Below are 17,602 nucleotides of genomic sequence, written 5' to 3'. Positions count from 1 at the left end.
TGATGCAGCCTGACGGGCATCATCTGGCGGAATTCAACCTCGGGGTCCTCAAATACGATTGGGACGACCCTCGGGTGAAGGATTTTGTCGACGGGCTGGATCTCGTCAACGGGATCGCGCAGCGCAGCGCGGGCTTTGTCTGGATGATGAGCGGCGACGAGATGGAAGCCGAACAGCTTGCGCCCGAGGGCGCGCTGGGGGGCAATCCGCGCCTCGCCTCGACCCTGTCGGTCTGGGAAGACGCGGCGAGCCTCGAACATTTCGTCTGGAACACGGTTCACAAGCGATTCTATGACCGCAAGGCCGAATGGTACGACGCGGTTGACAGTCTGCGGCTGGTGATGTGGTGGGTGCCCGAGGGGCACCGGCCCACGACCGCCGAGGCGATGGCGCGGTTCCGGCATCTCGAAACCCATGGCGACAGCGCGTTTGCCTTTGGCTGGGCGCATCTGAAAGAGGCGGAGCTGTGGAAGACCAAGCAATGCGGAGAGGCGGCATGAGCGAGGGCATGCATCTGGCCGAGCTGAACGTGGGCCGCCTGCTGGCGCCGACGGACGATCCGCGCGTGGCCGATTTCATGAACGCGCTCGACCGGATCAACGGCATGGGCAAGCGTATGCCGGGCTTTGTCTGGATGATGGAGGGCTCGGGCGAGCCGGGCACCGGCAACACCGAGAACAACATCGGCGACGATCCGCAATTCGTGGCGAACCTGACCGTCTGGGAAGACGTGAAGAGCCTCGAAACCTTCGTCTGGAAGACGGTGCACAAGCAGTTCTACGACCGCCGCGAAGAGTGGTTCCAGATCCTCGGCAAGCAGCATTTCGTCATGTGGTGGGTGCCCGTGGGGCACAAACCCTCGCTCGACGAGGCGCTGGGGCGGCTCGAGCATCTGCGCGAGAACGGGCCGTCCGAGCATGCGTTCGGCTGGGCCGAGCTGCCGCAGGCCACCGCCTGGCGCGACAAAGGCTGCCGCGAGGTGGCGGCATGAGCCTGCGCTATGTCCTCCCCGCCGCCTTTGCGCTGCTCGCCGCGTGCCAGAGCACGACCGGCGCCGTGCCCGCGTCCAACGCGCCCGCGCGCGGGGCCACGCTGGCCGAGCGCTGGGAACAGCGGGTGGTGACGCTGAGCGTGGCCGAGCGCATCGCGGATCAGTGCTATGCGCAGGGCATCTCGCTGGCGCCCGCGCCCTGGAACGGCGCGGTGACGCGCGCCACCGAGGAACTGGCCGCTGCCGGCGCCGACCGCGCCGCGCTGAGCGCGATCTATGCGAACCATGACTTCAACAGCTCCGCCGCGCAGGCAGAGGCCTATCTGATGGCGCGCGGCGCCATGCCGGATGTGCCGGAAAGCCTTTGCGCGGTGGGTGAGGCCGAGATGGCGCAAGGCTCCGACGTGGGCCGGGCGCTACAGAAACTGTGACGGGTACGGTGAAGAACGTGACGACTCGGATCGAGATCAAGACACTGGTGATGCTGGGCTGCCTGGCCCTGTCTCTGACCGCCTGCAGCAAGCTGGGTGGCGGCGCGAACCGGTTTGAATATGGCGGCGTCTATTTCAGCGGCAATGCCAAGGCGGTAAAGGGCGACCGGGCGAGCTTTGTCGCCACCGCCAAGCCGGTCAGCGCCTCGCTGGACGGCGCCATCGAGGCGGCCCGTTACGAGGGCGTCAAATACTGCATCAAGTATCTGGGCACCTCCAACATCGCCTGGCAGGTCGGCCCCGATACGCCGAAAGAGCAACTGGTGGTCGAGAAGAATGGCCTGACCTTCCGGGGGACCTGCGTCGAGTGAGACAAACGGATGTCATATCAGGAGGTTGCGGGGCGTGTTATTGCATAACCGCCGGCCGGATCTCCACGTACCGGAGCGGAGGAGTCCGTCTTGCGGCGGGCTCCGGTTTCGCAAACGGGAGATATGACATGCGCAAGTTCAAAGCGGTTCTGCTTTCGGCCCTGCTGGCCCTGACCGCGCTGCCGGCCGCCGCCACGGCCAAATCCTCGCTGGGCGAGGTGCGCGAGATTCATGACGGGCTGCTGGCCGTCGGCATCGCCGACGAGATCCGCAACAAATGCGACAGCATCGGTGCCCGGATGATCCGGGCCTACAGTTTTCTCGGCGATCTCAAGGCGCGGGCCCGCAGCCTGGGATATTCCGACGACGAGATCGAGGATTACGTGACCTCGAAAGCCGAGAAAAAGAAATACCGCGCCGAGGGCGAGGCCTGGCTTCGGGCCCGCGGCGTGACGCTGGGCGTGGCAGAGGGCTATTGCCGCGTCGGGCGCGAAGAGATCGAGAAGGGCACGCCGATCGGCGTGCTGCTGAGGGCTTGGTGATGGGCGGCGCGGCTCAATATCCGCGCGCCGGGGCCATGCCCGCGACGGCCGGCCTGCCGGTCCGAGAGGAATTCTGTCTGGGAAGATGCCAATGAGTGACCTGCGCAAGATCGTCATCGACGGGAACGAGATCGAGGTGGACGGGGCGATGACTCTGATCCAGGCCTGCGAGCAGGCCGGGATCGAGGTGCCGCGCTTCTGCTATCACGAGCGGCTCAGCATCGCGGGCAACTGCCGGATGTGTCTGGTCGAGGTCGTGGGCGGCCCGCCGAAACCCGCCGCCTCCTGCGCCATGCAGGTGCGCGACCTGCGCCCCGGCCCGGAAGGCCAGCCGCCGGTGGTCAAGACCAACTCGCCGATGGTCAAGAAGGCCCGCGAGGGGGTGATGGAGTTCCTGCTCATCAACCACCCGCTGGACTGCCCGATCTGCGACCAGGGCGGCGAATGCGATCTGCAGGACCAGGCCATGGCTTACGGCGTGGACTTCTCGCGCTTCCGCGAGCCCAAGCGCGCGGTGGACGACCTGAACCTCGGCCCGCTTGTGGAAACCCACATGACGCGCTGCATCTCCTGCACCCGCTGCGTGCGCTTCACCACCGAGGTGGCGGGCATCACCCAGATGGGCCAGACCGGGCGCGGCGAGGATTCCGAGATCACCTCCTATCTGAACCAGACGCTCGATTCGAACATGCAGGGCAATATCATCGACCTGTGCCCGGTCGGCGCGCTGGTCTCGAAACCCTATGCCTTCACCGCGCGGCCGTGGGAGCTGACCAAGACCGAAAGCATCGATGTGATGGATGCGCTCGGCTCGAACATCCGCGTGGACACCAAGGGCCGCGAAGTGATGCGCTTCCTGCCGCGCAACAACGACGGCGTGAACGAAGAGTGGATTTCCGACAAAACCCGGTTCGTCTGGGACGGTCTGCGCCGCCAGCGGCTCGACAAGCCCTATATCCGCGAGAACGGCAAGCTGCGCCCCGCCACCTGGGGCGAGGCGCTGACCAAGACCGCCGAGGCGCTGAAAGGCGCCGCGAAACCCGCCGGTCTGGTGGGCGATCTGGCCTCGGTCGAGGCGGCCTTCTCGCTGAAGACGCTGATCGAGGGGCTGGGCGGCAATGTGGAATGCCGCACCGATGGCGCCAAGCTGCCCGCCGGCAACCGCGCCGGCTATGTCGGCAATGCCTCCATCGAGGACATCGACAGCGCCAAGTTCATCCAGCTGATCGGCACCAACCCGCGCGACGAGGCGCCGGTGCTGAACGCGCGCATCCGCAAGGCCTATCTGGCGGGCGCGCAGATCGGTCTGGTGGGCGAGGCGGTGGACCTCACCTATGATTACGCCCATGTCGGCACCGACCGCGCGGCGCTGCAAAGCCTGCTCGGCAAGGAGTATGGCGCGGTGCTCGACGCGCCGTCGGTGGTGATCGTGGGGCAGGGCGCGCTGCAGGAGGCCGATGGCGCCGCCGTGCTCGCGGCCGCGATGAAACTGGCCGAGGACACGCAGTCGAAATTCATGGTGCTGCACACCGCCGCGTCGCGTGTCGGCGCGATGGATGTGGGCGCCGTGACCGAGGGCGGCATGACTGCCGCGATGGACGGCGCGGATGTGATCTTCAACCTCGGCGCCGACGAGGTGGACATCGCCGCAGGGCCCTTCGTGATCTATCAGGGCAGCCACGGCGACCGGGGCGCGCACCGTGCCGACGTGATCCTGCCGGGCGCCGCCTATACGGAAGAAAACGGGCTCTTCGTGAACACCGAAGGCCGTCCGCAGCTCGCCATGCGCGCAGGCTTTGCGCCGGGCGAGGCCAAGGAGAACTGGGCGATCCTGCGGGCGCTCTCGGCCGAGCTGGGCGCGACGCTGCCCTGGGACAGCCTGGCGCAGTTGCGTCAGGCGCTGGTCGGGGCCGTGCCGCATCTGGTGCAGATCGACGAGGTTCCGGGCAACACCTGGTCGGCGGTCACCCCCGCCACGCTGGGCGATGCGAGCTTCCGCTACGCGGTCAGGGATTTCTACCTGACCAACCCGATTGCGCGGGCCTCGGTGCTGATGGCCGAGCTTTCGGCCAATGCCAAGGCGCGCAAAGAGCAGCCGCTGGCTGCGGAGTAAGCATGTGGGCGCGTCTCTCCATACCTCTGCTGGCGCTGACGGCGCTTTGCTCCTGCGAGGAAGCCCCTGCGCAGGACGAGGCGCCGTTCATGCCGGTCTACGAGGGGGTGGAGACGCGGCTGCTCGACGGGGATCTGGTGAATTTCTTCGTCGAGATGCGCGGTGCGCGCGGGTCGTCGGACGTGGAGGATTACGCGCGCTGCGCTGCGGCGCAATATGCGCTGATCCGCGGCTACGGCTTTGCGCGCCATCTGCGCACGAATGTCGCGCAAGAGGGTGGCCTCTGGCGCGGAGATGCTGTTTACACGATCTCGGCGGCGCTGCCCCGAGGGCTCAAGACCATCGACGCGGAAGTCGTCGCTCTGGCCTGTGCCGAGAACGGAATACCGATGGTGTGAGGGACACTTGATGGCAGACTTCTTTTCCAACACCGGCCTTGGGATCGCTCTCGTCATAGTCGGACAGATCCTGCTGGTTCTGGTCCCGCTTCTCGTGGCGCTGGCCTTTCTGATGTATATGGACCGCAAGGTCTGGGCCGCCGTGCAGATGCGGCGCGGCCCCAACGTGGTGGGCGTTTTCGGCGTGCTGCAAAGCTTTGCCGACTTCCTGAAATACATCGTCAAGGAAGTGGTGTTCCCGGCGGGCGCCGACAAGGCGGTGTTCCTGCTGGCGCCGATGATCTCGCTGGTGATGGCCTTCATCGCCTGGGCGGTGATTCCCTTCAATGACGGCTGGGTGATCTCGGACATCAACGTCGCCATCCTCTATGTCTTCGCCATCTCCTCGCTCGAGGTCTACGGCGTGATCATGGGCGGCTGGGCGTCGAACTCGAAATACCCGTTCCTGGGCTCGCTGCGCTCCGCCGCGCAGATGATCTCCTACGAGGTGTCCATCGGCCTGATCATCATCGGTGTGATCATCTCCACCGGCTCGATGAACCTGACCGACATCGTGCATGCGCAAGACGGGGCGGGGCTGTTGTCCTGGTACTGGCTGCCGCATTTCCCGATGGTCTTCCTGTTCTTCATCTCGGCGCTGGCCGAGACCAACCGCCCGCCCTTCGACCTTCCCGAAGCGGAATCCGAGCTGGTGGCCGGCTATCAGGTGGAATATTCCGCGACGCCCTTCCTGCTCTTCATGATCGGCGAACTGACCGCCGTGGTGCTGATGTGCGCACTGGTCTCGCTGCTCTTCTTCGGCGGCTGGCTGTCGCCCATTCCGGGGCTGCCCGACGGCATCCTGTGGATGGTGGCCAAGATGGTGTTCTTCTTCTTCATCTTCGCGATGGTGAAGGCGATCACCCCCCGCTATCGCTACGACCAGCTGATGCGGCTGGGCTGGAAAGTGTTCCTGCCGTTCAGCCTCGTCTGGGTGGTCTTCGTTTCCTTCGCTGCCAAATTCGGCTGGTTCTGGGGTGTGTTCACCCGCTGGACCACGGGAGTCTGATCCATGACGCAAATCGACTACGGCCGCGCCGCCAAGTATTTCCTGCTGATGGACTTCCTGAAGGGGTTCCAGCTTGGCATGAAATACTTCTTCCGGCCCAAGCCCACGCTGAACTACCCGCATGAAAAGGGCCCGCTGAGCCCGCGCTTCCGGGGCGAACACGCGCTGCGCCGCTACCCCAACGGGGAAGAGCGCTGCATCGCCTGCAAGCTTTGCGAGGCGATCTGCCCGGCGCAGGCCATCACCATCGACGCGGAACCGCGCGACGACGGCTCGCGCCGCACCACGCGCTACGACATCGACATGACGAAATGCATCTACTGCGGCTTCTGTCAGGAAGCCTGCCCGGTGGATGCCATCGTCGAGGGGCCGAACTTCGAATTCTCCACCGAGACCCGCGAAGAGCTGTTCTACGACAAGCAGAAACTGCTCGACAACGGCGCCCGCTGGGAAGCCGAGATCGCCCGCAACCTGGAGCTGGACGCGCCCTACCGATGAGCCCGGACCTGCCGCAGATGAACGCCTGTGCGCGTGGCAAGACCTTCACCGGGGGGAGCACTCCCCGGATGGACGCGGTTTTGCCTGCGTATGACGTGTCGCTGCGGCCGGGGCTGGCCGGTGGCCTTGACGCCATGGATCCGGAGGGGACCGCATGAGCGACATGAAGACCCCTTTCGAGCTGATGATGCAGCAGGCGCATGAGATGGCGCGGGCCTTCAACCCGGCGCTGGAAAGCTTCAGCCCCCGCGAGTTCGAGAAACTCTGGCCGACCATGCCCAAGGACTTCATGGAGTTCTGGTTCGGGCGCGGATTGTCGAAAGACGGGCTCGATTCAAAAACCCGTCTGCTGCTGACGCTTGCGGGGTTGACGATGCAGGGCGCGCAGGCCGATACGGCGGTGCGCATGACCGTGCGCCACGCCCTCGAGGCCGGCGCCACCAGGGACGAAGTTGCCGAGACCATCGCCCAGATGTCGGTTTTCGCCGGAATACCCGCCATGACCCGCGCCATGGAACTTGCGCGCGAGGTGATGGAAGACAACAAGGATGACGCTTCATGACCGTGTTCGCCTTTTACCTCTTTTCGCTCAGCGCCATCGTGGGCGGGCTGTTCACGGTGATCAGCCGCAACCCGGTGCACTCGGTGCTCTGGCTGATCCTGGCCTTCCTCAGTTCGGCGGGGCTCTTCGTGCTTTTGGGCGCCGAATTCGTGGCGATGCTGCTGGTGATCGTCTACGTGGGCGCCGTGGCGGTGCTGTTCCTCTTCGTGGTGATGATGCTCGACGTCGATTTCGCCGAGTTGCGCGCGGGGATGGCGAAATACATGCCGCTGGCGCTGCTCATCGGTCTGGTGTTCCAGATGGAGCTGGGTATGGCCTTCGGCGTCTGGGAAACCTCGGAGCTGGCGGCCTCGCAGCTCACCGCGCCGGTGCCCGCCGACATGCAGAACACCGCAGCCCTCGGCGTGCTGATCTATGACCGTTACTTCCTGCTGTTCCAGCTTGCCGGGCTCATCCTGCTGGTCGCCATGATCGGCGCCATCGTGCTGACCCTGCGCCACCGCACCGACGTCAAGCGCCAGAACGTGCTGGCGCAGATGTGGCGCGACCCGGCCAAGGCGCTGGAGCTGAAGGACGTGAAACCGGGGCAGGGGCTCTAAGCCTCCGCCCGCGCCCCGGACGTGATCCGGGGGACCGACCCGTCCCGGACCTGATCCGGGACCTCGCCGCCCGAGATGCGCGCGGCGGAACCAACAGGCCCCGCGCAGAAGCGCAGGGCGCACAAGACCCAGACGCCACCCGCAGAGGCGGCGTTTTGAACGGAACGATCAGGGCGAGGGCCCGGAGGGACAGTATGATCGGATTGGAGCATTACCTGACAGTGGCGGCGGTGCTGTTCGTCACCGGCATTTTCGGGATCTTCCTGAACCGAAAGAACGTGATCATCCTGCTGATGAGCATCGAACTGATCCTTCTGTCGGTGAACATCAACCTTGTGGCCTTCTCCTCCTACCTGGGGGATCTGGCGGGGCAGGTCTTCACGCTCTTCGTCCTGACCGTGGCCGCTGCCGAGGCCGCCATCGGCCTCGCGATCCTCGTCTGCTTCTTCCGCAACCGCGGCTCCATCGCCGTGGAAGACGTCAACGTGATGAAAGGCTGAGGCTGATGGCTCGATACAAGCCCAGAACTACGATTACCGGGCATTCGGAGGTCGAGACCAGCCACGGCATGACCAAGTTCAAATGCAACTTTTGCGGCTTAGAGTATCACTATCCTGCGGGCACGACTCCGCCAGTATGTGACTCTCCCAAGTGCCTCGAGATGAGGAGAAAAGACTAATGGAGACGATCATTCTCTTCGCCCCGCTGGTGGGCGCCATCGTCGGGGGCTTCGGCTGGAAGTTCATCGGCGAGACGGGGGCCCAGTGGGTCACCACCGGGCTGCTGTTTCTCGCCTGTATCCTGTCCTGGATCGTGTTCCTCACGCTGGGCGACGCGCATACCGTGCCGCTCTTCCGCTTCATCGAAAGCGGCACGCTTTCCACCGAATGGGCGATCCGCGCCGACCGGCTGACCGCGATCATGCTGATCGTGGTGACCACGGTCTCGGCGCTCGTGCACCTCTACAGCTTCGGCTACATGGCGCATGACCCGCAGTTCGAACACACGCCCTACAGGGCGCGCTTCTTCGCCTATCTGTCGCTCTTCACCTTCGCCATGCTGGCGCTGGTGACCTCCGACAACCTGGTGCAGATGTTCTTCGGCTGGGAGGGCGTGGGTCTCGCCTCCTACCTGCTGATCGGCTTTTACTACAAGAAACCCTCGGCCAACGCCGCCGCCATCAAGGCCTTCGTGGTCAACCGGGTCGGCGATTTCGGCTTCTCGCTGGGGATCTTCGCGCTGTTCTTCCTGACCGACAGCATCCAGTTCGACCAGATCTTCAACGAGATCCCGCGCATCGCGGAAACCCAGATCTCCTTCCTCTGGACCGAGTGGAACGCCGCGAACCTGATCGCCTTCCTGCTCTTCGTGGGCGCGATGGGCAAATCGGCGCAGCTTTTCCTGCACACCTGGCTGCCGGACGCGATGGAAGGCCCGACCCCGGTGTCGGCGCTGATCCACGCCGCCACCATGGTGACGGCGGGCGTGTTCCTCGTCTGCCGCATGTCGCCGCTGATGGAATACGCGCCGCAGGCCACCGCCTTCATCACCTTCCTGGGCGCCACCACGGCCTTTGTCGCGGCGACGATCGGTCTGGTGCAGAACGACATCAAGCGCGTCATCGCCTATTCGACCATGTCGCAGCTCGGCTACATGTTCGTGGCCGCCGGCGTCGGCGTCTATTCGGCGGCGATGTTCCACCTGCTGACCCACGCTTTCTTCAAGGCGATGCTGTTCCTCGGCGCGGGCTCGGTCATCCATGCGATGCATCACGAGCAGGACATGCGGAACTACGGCGCGCTGCGCAGCAAGATCCCGCTGACCTTCTGGGCGATGATGATCGGCACGCTGGCGATCACCGGGGTGGGCATCCCGCTTTCGGGCTGGATCGGCTTTGCCGGTTTCGTCTCCAAGGACGCCATCATCGAAAGCGCCTGGGCGGGCACCGAGGGTGGCTATGCCTTCTGGATGCTGGTCATCGCGGCGCTCTTCACCTCCTTCTACTCCTGGCGGCTGATGTTCCTGACCTTCTACGGCAAGGCGCGCGGCGACAAGCACACGCATGAGCATGCGCATGAAAGCCCCAAGGTGATGCTGATCCCGCTGGGCGTTCTCGCCATCGGCGCGGTGTTCTCTGGCATGGTGTTCTACAGCGTGTTCTTCGGCAACCACGACAAGGTGCTGAGCTTCTTCGGCATGCCCGCGCATCACGCCGAGGCCAGCGAAGCGGGCCACGGCACCGAGACGGCCGCCGCCGGTCATGGCGAAGAGGCCGCGCCCGCGGCCGATGAGCATGTCGCCGCCGAGACCATGGGGCTCGAATACGGGGCGATCTACATGGCCTCCGACAACACCGTCATGGACGATGCGCACCACGCGCCGGTCTGGGTGAAACTCTCGCCCTTCATCGCCATGGTGCTGGGCTTTGTGGTCGCCTACTGGTTCTACATCGTGAACCCGGTGCTGCCGCGCAAGCTCGCCGAACAGCAGCGTCCGCTCTACCTGTTCCTGCTGAACAAGTGGTATTTCGACGAGGCTTATGACTTCCTCTTCGTGCGTCCCGCCAAGGCGGTGGGCCGGATCTTCTGGAAGCGCGGCGACGGCAACATCATCGACGGCACCATCAACGGCGTCGCCATGGGGATCATCCCCTTCTTCACCAAACTCGCGGGACGCGCACAGTCCGGCTACATCTTCACCTACGCCTTCGCCATGGTGATCGGGATCGCGATCCTGGTGACCTGGATGTCGATCCTCGGAGGGGCCCACTAATGGATAACCTGCTGTCCATCGTCACCTTCCTGCCTGCGCTCGCGGCGGCGATCCTCGCGCTGTTCATGCGTGGCGGCGACGCCGCGGCGGACCGGAACGCCAAATGGCTGGCGATGGTCGCCACCACGGCGACCTTCGTGATCTCGCTCTTCATCCTGTTCCAGTTCGACGCCTCCGACACCGGCTTCCAGATGGTGGAAGAGGGCGACTGGATCATGGGGATGAACTACAAGATGGGCGTCGATGGCATTTCGGTGCTGTTCGTGATGCTCACCACCTTCATGATGCCGCTGACCATCCTGGCCAGCTGGGACGTGAAGACCCGCGTCAAGGAATACATGATCGCCTTCCTGCTGCTGGAAACGCTGATGCTCGGCGTGTTCATGGCGCTGGACCTGGTGCTCTTCTACCTGTTCTTCGAGGCGGGCCTCATCCCGATGTTCCTGATCATCGGCATCTGGGGCGGGCAGAACCGCATCTACGCAAGCTTCAAGTTCTTCCTCTACACCTTCCTCGGCTCGGTGCTGATGCTGGTCGCCATGGTGGCGATGTATGCCGATGCCGGCACCACCGACATTCCGACGCTGCTGGCGCATGAATTCGCCTTCGCCGATTTCGAGGTGCTGGGCATCCATATCGTCGGCGGCATGCAGACCATGCTGTGGCTGGCCTTCTTCGCCAGCTTCGCGGTCAAGATGCCGATGTGGCCGGTGCACACCTGGCTGCCCGACGCGCACGTTCAGGCGCCCACCGCGGGCTCGGTCGTGCTGGCGGCGATCCTGCTGAAGATGGGCGGCTACGGCTTCCTGCGCTTCTCGCTGCCGATGTTCCCGGTGGGCTCCGAGGTCATGGCGCCGCTGGTGTTCTGGATGTCGGCCATCGCCATCGTCTACACCTCGCTGGTGGCGCTGGTGCAGGAGGACATGAAGAAGCTCATCGCCTATTCGTCCGTGGCGCACATGGGCTACGTGACCATGGGCATCTTTGCCGCCAACCAGCAGGGCGTGGACGGCGCGATCTTCCAGATGATCAGCCACGGCTTCGTCTCGGGCGCGCTCTTTCTCTGCGTCGGCGTGATCTACGACCGCATGCACACGCGCGAGATCGACGCTTATGGCGGTCTGGTGAACCGGATGCCCGCCTATGCGCTGATCTTCATGCTCTTCACCATGGCCAATGTCGGCCTGCCGGGCACCTCGGGCTTCATCGGCGAATTCCTGACGCTGATGGGCATCTTCCAGGTCAACACCTGGGTGGCGGCGGTCGCGGCCACGGGCGTGATCTTCTCGGCGGCCTATGCGCTCTGGCTCTACCGCCGGGTGGTCTTTGGCGATCTCATCAAGGAGAGCCTCAAGACCATTCAGGACATGACCCCGCGCGAGCGCTGGATCTTTGCACCGCTGGTGGTGATGACGCTCTGGCTGGGCGTCTACCCCTCGGCGGCGCTCGACATCATCGGGCCCTCGGTCGGGGTGCTCGTGGACAATTACGACACCGCCGTCGCGGCCGCCGATCTTGGCGGGCCGGTCGTGGCGGAAGCCAACCACTAAGGGGGCGGGGATATGATCTCGGCTGATCTGAACATCATCCTTCCGGAGATCGTGCTGTCGGTCTTTGCCATGCTGGCGCTGGTCGGCGCGGTCTATACCGGCAAGGACAAGCTGGCCCCGGTGCTGGTCTGGGCCAGCGCGGCGCTGTTCCTGGCCGCTGCACTCTGGATCGGCACCAGCGGCGGCGGCGACCGGACGGCCTTTTCGGGCATGTTCATCGACGACGCCTTCTCGCGCTTCGCCAAGGTGATCATCCTGGTCTCGGCGGCGGCGGTGCTGCTGATGTCCGAAGGCTATATGACGCGCCACAAGATCCTGCGTTTCGAATACCCGGTGCTGGTGGTGCTGGCGGTTGTCGGCATGATGATGATGGTCTCCGCCGGAGACCTGATGTCGCTCTACATGGGGCTCGAACTGCAGTCGCTGGCACTTTACGTGGTCGCCGCCCTGCGCCGCGACAGCGAGCGCTCGACCGAGGCGGGCCTGAAATACTTCGTGCTGGGCGCGCTTTCCTCCGGCCTGCTGCTCTACGGCGCCTCGCTGACCTACGGGTTTGCCGGCACCACGCTTTTCTCCGGCATCATCGCCGCGGCGAGCGAGGGGCATCTCTCGGTGGGCCTGCTGATCGGCCTCGTGATGATGATGTCGGGCCTGGCGTTCAAGGTCTCGGCCGTGCCGTTCCACATGTGGACGCCGGATGTCTACGAAGGCTCGCCGACCCCGGTCACCGCCTTCTTCGCCACCGCGCCGAAAGTGGCCGCCATGGGTCTTTTTGCCCGGCTGCTCTTTGACGCCTTCGGCGGCGCCGTGGCGGACTGGAGCCAGGTTGTGGCGCTTCTGTCGCTGCTGTCGATGTTCCTCGGTTCGGTCGCGGCCATCGGCCAGCGCGACATCAAGCGGCTGATGGCCTATTCCTCGATCACCCACATGGGCTTTGCGCTGATGGGTCTGGCCTCGGGCACCGAGCTGGGCGTGCAGGCGATGCTGGTCTACATGGCGATCTACGTGACCATGAATGTCGGCGTCTTCGCCTTCATCCTGTCGATGAGCCGCGACGGCCAGCCGGTGACCGACATCAAGGCGCTTGGCATGTATTCCAAGAAGGAACCGGGCCGGGCGCTGGCGATGCTGGTGCTGCTGTTCTCGCTGGCCGGTGTGCCGCCGCTGGTGGGCTTCTTCGGCAAGCTCTACGTGCTTCAGGCCGCCTATGGCGCGGGGCTCGTCTGGCTGGCGGTGGCCGGTGTGATCGCCTCGGTGATCGGCGCCTTCTACTACCTGCGGATCGTCTACTACATGTATTTCGGCGAGGACCGCGAGGATGCGCTGGACGCGGGCGGCTCGCCGGTGCTCTGGGGCTTCCTGATGGCCTCGGCGCTGATCATGGTGGTGGGCGTCGTGAACCTCTTCGGGGTCGAAGGGGCGGCGGCGGCGGCGGCGGCGACGCTTGTCAACTGAGCCTGAAATCCTGGCCTTGCCAGAGAGTGACGCGCCTCTGGCGCGTCGCTTTTTTCATGGGGGTGCCTTTGGCACCGACGCCTCCGGCGGGAGTATTTTCCGAAAGATGAAAGAGCGGGTGCGATGAGCTGGCCGGCGGGCTATGGGCGGCGGGTGCTGGCGGAGGTCGACAGCACCAATGCCGAGGCCGCGCGGCTGGCGGGCACGCTGGCCGGGCCGGAGTGGATCTGCGCGCTGCGCCAGACCGGGGCGCGCGGACGGCGCGGGCGGGCCTGGTCGATGCCCGAGGGGAATTTCGCCGGCACACTGGTGCTGATGCCGCGCGAGGCGCCGCAGGTGGTGGCGCTGCGCAGCTTCGTGGCCTCGCTGGCGCTTTACGATGCCTTTGCCGCGGCCACGGGCCGGGTCGAGGGGCTGGCGCTGAAATGGCCCAACGACGTGCTGCTGAACGGCGGCAAGGTGGCGGGGATCCTGCTGGAAAGCCTTGGCGCGCCGCGCGGGCTGGCGCATCTGGCCATCGGCATCGGGGTGAACCTGGTGGAAGCGCCGGATGTGGCGCAGGTGGAGCCCGGCGCGCTGCGCCCGGTGTCGCTCTTGTCGGAGACGGGCGTGTCGGTCACGCCGGAGGAGTTTCTGGACCTGCTGGCCACGGCCTATGCGGAACATGAAGCGCGCTTCGTGACCTACGGGTTCGCGCCGCTGCGCGAGGCCTGGCTGGCGCGCGCCGCGCGTCTGGGCGAGGTCATCACCGCGCGCACCGGCACCACCGAGATCACCGGCACCTTCGAGACGGTGGACGAGGGCGGACATCTCATCCTGACCACACGCGCGGGCCGGCAGGCCATCGCGGCGGCGGATGTGTTCTTCTGAGGAGGAGGGGACGCCATGCTTCTGGCGATTGACTGCGGCAACACCAACACGGTCTTTTCGATCTGGGACGGGACGAAGTTCCTCGCCACCTGGCGCACCTCGACCGAACATCAGCGCACGGCGGATCAGTATTACGTCTGGCTCTCGTCGCTGATGAGTTTTCAGAAGATCGAGGCGGACATCACCGATATGATCATCTCCTCGACGGTGCCGCGCGTGGTCTTTAACCTGCGGGTTCTGGCGGACCGCTATTTCAATACGCGCCCCTATGTGGTGGGCAAGCCCGACTGCCTGCTGCCCGTCGATGTGCGGGTGGACATGGGCACCGCCGTGGGGCCGGACCGGCTGGTCAACACCGTGGCGGGTTACGATCTTTTCGGCGGCGACCTGATTGTGGTGGATTTCGGCACCGCCACCACCTTCGATGTGGTGGCGAGTGATGGCGCCTATGTGGGCGGCGTGATCGCACCGGGGGTGAACCTGAGCCTCGAGGCGCTGCACCTCGCCGCCGCCGCGCTGCCGCATGTGGACATCTCCAAGCCGCAGCGCGTGGTCGGAACCAACACCGTCGCCTGCATGCAATCGGGCGTGTTCTGGGGCTATATCGGCCTCGTCCGGGAAATCTGCAACCGCATCAAGGCCGAACGCGACCGGCCGATGAAGGTTATATCGACAGGCGGGCTGGCGCCGCTCTTCCAGCAATCCGAAGACCTGTTCGACGAATGGGTCGATGAACTGACCATGCACGGCCTGACCGTGATTCACGATTACAACAAGAGGCAGGAATCCTCATGAGCACTGAACGGATCATCTATCTGCCCCTTGGCGGCGCCGGCGAGATCGGCATGAACTGCTATGTCTACGGCTATGGCAAGCCGGGCGAGGAACGGCTGATCGTCGTCGATCTGGGCGTGGCCTTTCCGGATATGGACACCACGCCCGGCGTGGACATCATCTTTGCCGACATCGCCTGGCTGGTGGAGAACCGCGCCCGCATCGAGGCGGTGTTCATCACCCATGCCCACGAGGACCATATCGGCGCCGTGGGCCATTGTTTCGAACGGCTGGGGGTGCGGATCTACGCGCGCGCCTTCACCGCCAATCTGGCGCGGCAGAAGCTGGGCGAATACGGGCTGTCCGAGGACACGGTGCAGACCTGTTCGAAATGGCCCGAGACGGTGACGGTGGGGCCGTTCAGGGTCGGCTTCCTGCCGATCTCGCATTCCATTCCCGAAAGCTCGGCGCTGGTCATCGACACGCCCGGCGGGCGGGTGATCCATTCGGGCGATTTCAAGCTCGACCCGCACCCGGTGGTGGGCGAGGCCTTCGACCCGGATCTCTGGGCCGAGGTCTCGGCGCCCGGCGTGCGGGCGCTGGTCTGCGATTCCACCAATGTGTTCTCGCCCAATCCCGGCCGCTCGGAAATCGAGGTCGGCCCGGAGATCGAGAAACTGATCGAAAGCGCGCCGCAGATGGTGGTGGCGACCACCTTCGCCTCCAACGTGGCGCGGGTGAAGACGCTGGCCGAGGCCGGGGTCAAGGCGGGGCGGTCGATCTGCCTGCTGGGCCGCGCCATGCGGCGGATGGTCGAGGCGGCGGTGGAGACCGGCGTGCTGACCGGGTTTCCGAGCGTGGTCAGCGTCGAGGACGCCGCCGCGATCCCGCGCGAGAACCTCATGCTGATCGTCACCGGCAGCCAGGGCGAGCGGCGCGCCGCCAGCGCGCAGCTGTCGCGCGGCAAGTATAACGGGATCGAGCTGAAGGAGGGGGATCTGTTCCTGTTCTCCTCCAAGACCATTCCGGGCAACGAAAAGGACGTGATCCGCATCGTCAACAATTTCTCCGAACGCGGGGTCGATGTGGTCGATGACAGCAGCGGGCGTTACCACGTTTCGGGCCATGCCAACGGGCCGGATCTGGCGCGGCTGCACGACATCGTGCAGCCTCAGATCGTCATCCCCATGCATGGCGAGCACCGGCATCTGCGCGAGCATGTGAAGCTGGCGAAATCGAAGGGGCGGACCGGGGTGCTGGCGGTCAACGGCATGATGATCGACCTGAGCGGCAACGAACCCACGGTGGCCGAATGGATCGACGCGGGCCGCACCTATCTGGATGGTTCGGTGCAGATCGGCGCGATGGACGGCATCGTGCGCGACCGCATCCGCATGGCGCTGAACGGCCATGTGGTGGTGACGGTGATCCTCGACGAAGACGACGAGCCGCTGGGCGAGCCCTGGTGCGAGGTGAAGGGCCTGCCCGAGACTGGGCGCAGCCATGCGCCGCTGGTCGAGGTGCTGGAAGAGGATCTGAGCCAGTTCCTGGGCCGCGCGGGCGACAAGACGCTGATGGATGACGACAAGATCGAAGAGGGCATGCGCCGCATCGTGCGCAACACCGCCCAGAACGAGATCGGCAAGAAGCCCGAGGTGACGGTGGTCGTCAGCCGTCTGAGCTGAGGCCGTCGTCAGATCCCCGCGCCCCTGGCCCGGAACAAGGCGCGCAGCGCCGCCGGGCCCAGCGGCGGCCCGTCCGGGCGGGCTACCGCTTTGGTGACATATGCGCCTTGCTGTGAGGCCCTTCGGATGTGGCTGGGATAAAGTCAGGGATTCACCGGGCCCAGCGGCACCCCACGGGCCGCCGCTGGGCCCGGCTACCGTTGCATTTGCGAGCGCATCCGCCCACGCAAGCCGCCCAACCTGTCAGACCCCGTTGACGCAGACGCGGCTTTGCGCAATCTCTCCGTTATGACGGATCGTGATGCAGAGGCGGTGCTTGGCCGCATTCCCGGAAAGCTCAAGGAAGCGCGGCAGGCGCGCGGGCTGTCGCTCGACGCGGTGGCGAAGCTGTCCGGCGTGAGCCGTTCCATGGTCAGCCAGATCGAGCGCGGCGAGTCGAACCCGACGGTGGCGACGCTGTGGAACCTCACCCGCGCGCTCCAGGTGGATTTTGCCGGGCTGCTCGATCTCAACACCGCCGCGCGCGAGATAGAGGTGGTGCGCGCGGCGCAGGCACCCACGATCACCGGGCATGGGCGCGGCTGCCATATCACCATCCTCTCGGAGCCCGAAAATGTCGGCCGTTACGAGGTTTACGACATCCGCTTCACGCCGCGCGGGGCGCTGGAGAGCGAACCGCATGGCAGTGGTGCGCGGGAACATCTCACCGTCCTGGACGGGTCGCTGACCGTGCGCTCGGGTGACACGGAAGAAACGCTGCGCCCCGGCGATACCGCACGCTACGCGGCCGACCGGCCCCATGCGATCCATGCCGAGGAGCAGGGCGCGCGTTGCTTTCTGATTGTGGAGACGCCATAGCGGACGATTTTCCGTAATAGCGTATCTTTTATATTGACCGAAAATCCGTAATCGCGGATTAATGGGGCGATCCAGAAAAAAGGAG

The 17,602-nt window shown here is 65.1% G+C and carries 19 protein-coding genes; all 19 read left to right on the top strand.

Translation table 11 applies throughout. From position 1 onward, the window contains the following. The first annotated feature begins 2 nt into the window (after window positions 1-2). The 19 genes from M4578_RS00360 (at window position 3) to M4578_RS00270 (ending at window position 17,517) form a co-directional block, all read left to right on the top strand. A complete protein-coding gene (locus tag M4578_RS00360; protein WP_258091447.1) occupies window positions 3-500 on the top strand; it encodes a DUF3291 domain-containing protein in 498 nt (165 codons plus the stop codon). Beyond that, window positions 497-991, top strand: coding sequence for a DUF3291 domain-containing protein (locus M4578_RS00355; RefSeq protein WP_258091446.1), 495 nt, complete (start codon window positions 497-499; stop codon window positions 989-991). The genes M4578_RS00360 and M4578_RS00355 overlap by 4 nt, the downstream gene beginning before the upstream one ends. Then, a complete protein-coding gene (locus M4578_RS00350) occupies window positions 988-1,422 on the top strand; it encodes a DUF5333 domain-containing protein (protein ID WP_258091445.1) in 435 nt (144 codons plus the stop codon). The genes M4578_RS00355 and M4578_RS00350 overlap by 4 nt, the downstream gene beginning before the upstream one ends. Before the next feature lie 17 nt (window positions 1,423-1,439). Further along, window positions 1,440-1,793 (top strand): hypothetical protein, encoded by a 354-nt coding sequence (locus tag M4578_RS00345; protein ID WP_258091444.1) that lies wholly within the window; start codon window positions 1,440-1,442, stop codon window positions 1,791-1,793. A gap of 128 nt (window positions 1,794-1,921) precedes the next feature. Then, window positions 1,922-2,335, top strand: coding sequence for a DUF5333 domain-containing protein (locus tag M4578_RS00340; RefSeq protein WP_258091443.1), 414 nt, complete (start codon window positions 1,922-1,924; stop codon window positions 2,333-2,335). A gap of 91 nt (window positions 2,336-2,426) precedes the next feature. After that, window positions 2,427-4,448 (top strand): NADH-quinone oxidoreductase subunit NuoG, encoded by a 2,022-nt coding sequence (nuoG, locus tag M4578_RS00335; RefSeq protein WP_258091442.1) that lies wholly within the window; start codon window positions 2,427-2,429, stop codon window positions 4,446-4,448. 2 nt (window positions 4,449-4,450) lie between these two features. Beyond that, window positions 4,451-4,846 carry a hypothetical protein gene (locus M4578_RS00330; RefSeq protein WP_258091441.1) on the top strand — a complete coding sequence of 132 codons (396 nt, stop codon included), beginning with the start codon at window positions 4,451-4,453 and terminating at the stop codon, window positions 4,844-4,846. A 10-nt stretch (window positions 4,847-4,856) separates the two neighbouring features. Then, window positions 4,857-5,894 (top strand): NADH-quinone oxidoreductase subunit NuoH, encoded by a 1,038-nt coding sequence (gene nuoH, locus M4578_RS00325; RefSeq protein ID WP_258091440.1) that lies wholly within the window; start codon window positions 4,857-4,859, stop codon window positions 5,892-5,894. Window positions 5,895-5,897: 3 nt separating this feature from the next. Further along, complete coding sequence (gene nuoI / locus M4578_RS00320) at window positions 5,898-6,392, top strand: NADH-quinone oxidoreductase subunit NuoI (RefSeq protein ID WP_258091439.1); 495 nt, start codon at window positions 5,898-5,900, stop codon at window positions 6,390-6,392. 154 nt (window positions 6,393-6,546) lie between these two features. Beyond that, the gene (locus tag M4578_RS00315) at window positions 6,547-6,954 is read left to right on the top strand and encodes a carboxymuconolactone decarboxylase family protein (protein WP_258091438.1); all 408 of its coding nucleotides are present in this window, start codon (window positions 6,547-6,549) and stop codon (window positions 6,952-6,954) included. Beyond that, the gene (locus M4578_RS00310; RefSeq protein WP_258091437.1) at window positions 6,951-7,553 is read left to right on the top strand and encodes an NADH-quinone oxidoreductase subunit J; all 603 of its coding nucleotides are present in this window, start codon (window positions 6,951-6,953) and stop codon (window positions 7,551-7,553) included. The genes M4578_RS00315 and M4578_RS00310 overlap by 4 nt, the downstream gene beginning before the upstream one ends. A 194-nt stretch (window positions 7,554-7,747) precedes the next feature. Continuing rightward, complete coding sequence (nuoK, locus tag M4578_RS00305; RefSeq protein WP_258091436.1) at window positions 7,748-8,053, top strand: NADH-quinone oxidoreductase subunit NuoK; 306 nt, start codon at window positions 7,748-7,750, stop codon at window positions 8,051-8,053. A 178-nt stretch (window positions 8,054-8,231) separates the two neighbouring features. Next, window positions 8,232-10,325, top strand: coding sequence for an NADH-quinone oxidoreductase subunit L (gene nuoL / locus M4578_RS00300; protein WP_258091435.1), 2,094 nt, complete (start codon window positions 8,232-8,234; stop codon window positions 10,323-10,325). Continuing rightward, the gene (locus M4578_RS00295) at window positions 10,325-11,875 is read left to right on the top strand and encodes an NADH-quinone oxidoreductase subunit M (RefSeq protein ID WP_258091434.1); all 1,551 of its coding nucleotides are present in this window, start codon (window positions 10,325-10,327) and stop codon (window positions 11,873-11,875) included. Before nuoL ends, M4578_RS00295 begins: the two co-directional genes overlap by 1 nt. Window positions 11,876-11,887: 12 nt before the next feature. Then, window positions 11,888-13,330 (top strand): NADH-quinone oxidoreductase subunit NuoN, encoded by a 1,443-nt coding sequence (nuoN, locus tag M4578_RS00290; protein ID WP_258091433.1) that lies wholly within the window; start codon window positions 11,888-11,890, stop codon window positions 13,328-13,330. Between the two features lie 123 nt (window positions 13,331-13,453). Next, window positions 13,454-14,200, top strand: coding sequence for a biotin--[acetyl-CoA-carboxylase] ligase (locus tag M4578_RS00285; RefSeq protein ID WP_258091432.1), 747 nt, complete (start codon window positions 13,454-13,456; stop codon window positions 14,198-14,200). A gap of 15 nt (window positions 14,201-14,215) precedes the next feature. Next, complete coding sequence (locus M4578_RS00280; RefSeq protein WP_258091431.1) at window positions 14,216-14,995, top strand: type III pantothenate kinase; 780 nt, start codon at window positions 14,216-14,218, stop codon at window positions 14,993-14,995. Then, window positions 14,992-16,659: a ribonuclease J gene (locus tag M4578_RS00275; RefSeq protein ID WP_258091430.1), complete on the top strand. Its 1,668-nt coding sequence runs from the start codon at window positions 14,992-14,994 to the stop codon at window positions 16,657-16,659. The genes M4578_RS00280 and M4578_RS00275 overlap by 4 nt, the downstream gene beginning before the upstream one ends. A gap of 288 nt (window positions 16,660-16,947) precedes the next feature. Continuing rightward, window positions 16,948-17,517: a helix-turn-helix domain-containing protein gene (locus tag M4578_RS00270; protein ID WP_258091429.1), complete on the top strand. Its 570-nt coding sequence runs from the start codon at window positions 16,948-16,950 to the stop codon at window positions 17,515-17,517. Window positions 17,518-17,602 lie beyond the last annotated feature (85 nt).

Origin of the sequence: Salipiger pentaromativorans (assembly GCF_024721115.1) — a bacterium.
Classification (GTDB): domain Bacteria; phylum Pseudomonadota; class Alphaproteobacteria; order Rhodobacterales; family Rhodobacteraceae; genus Salipiger; species Salipiger pentaromativorans.
The sequence above is the reverse complement of the archived record's forward strand: the minus strand, read 5'-3'. Positions and strand labels throughout refer to the sequence as shown.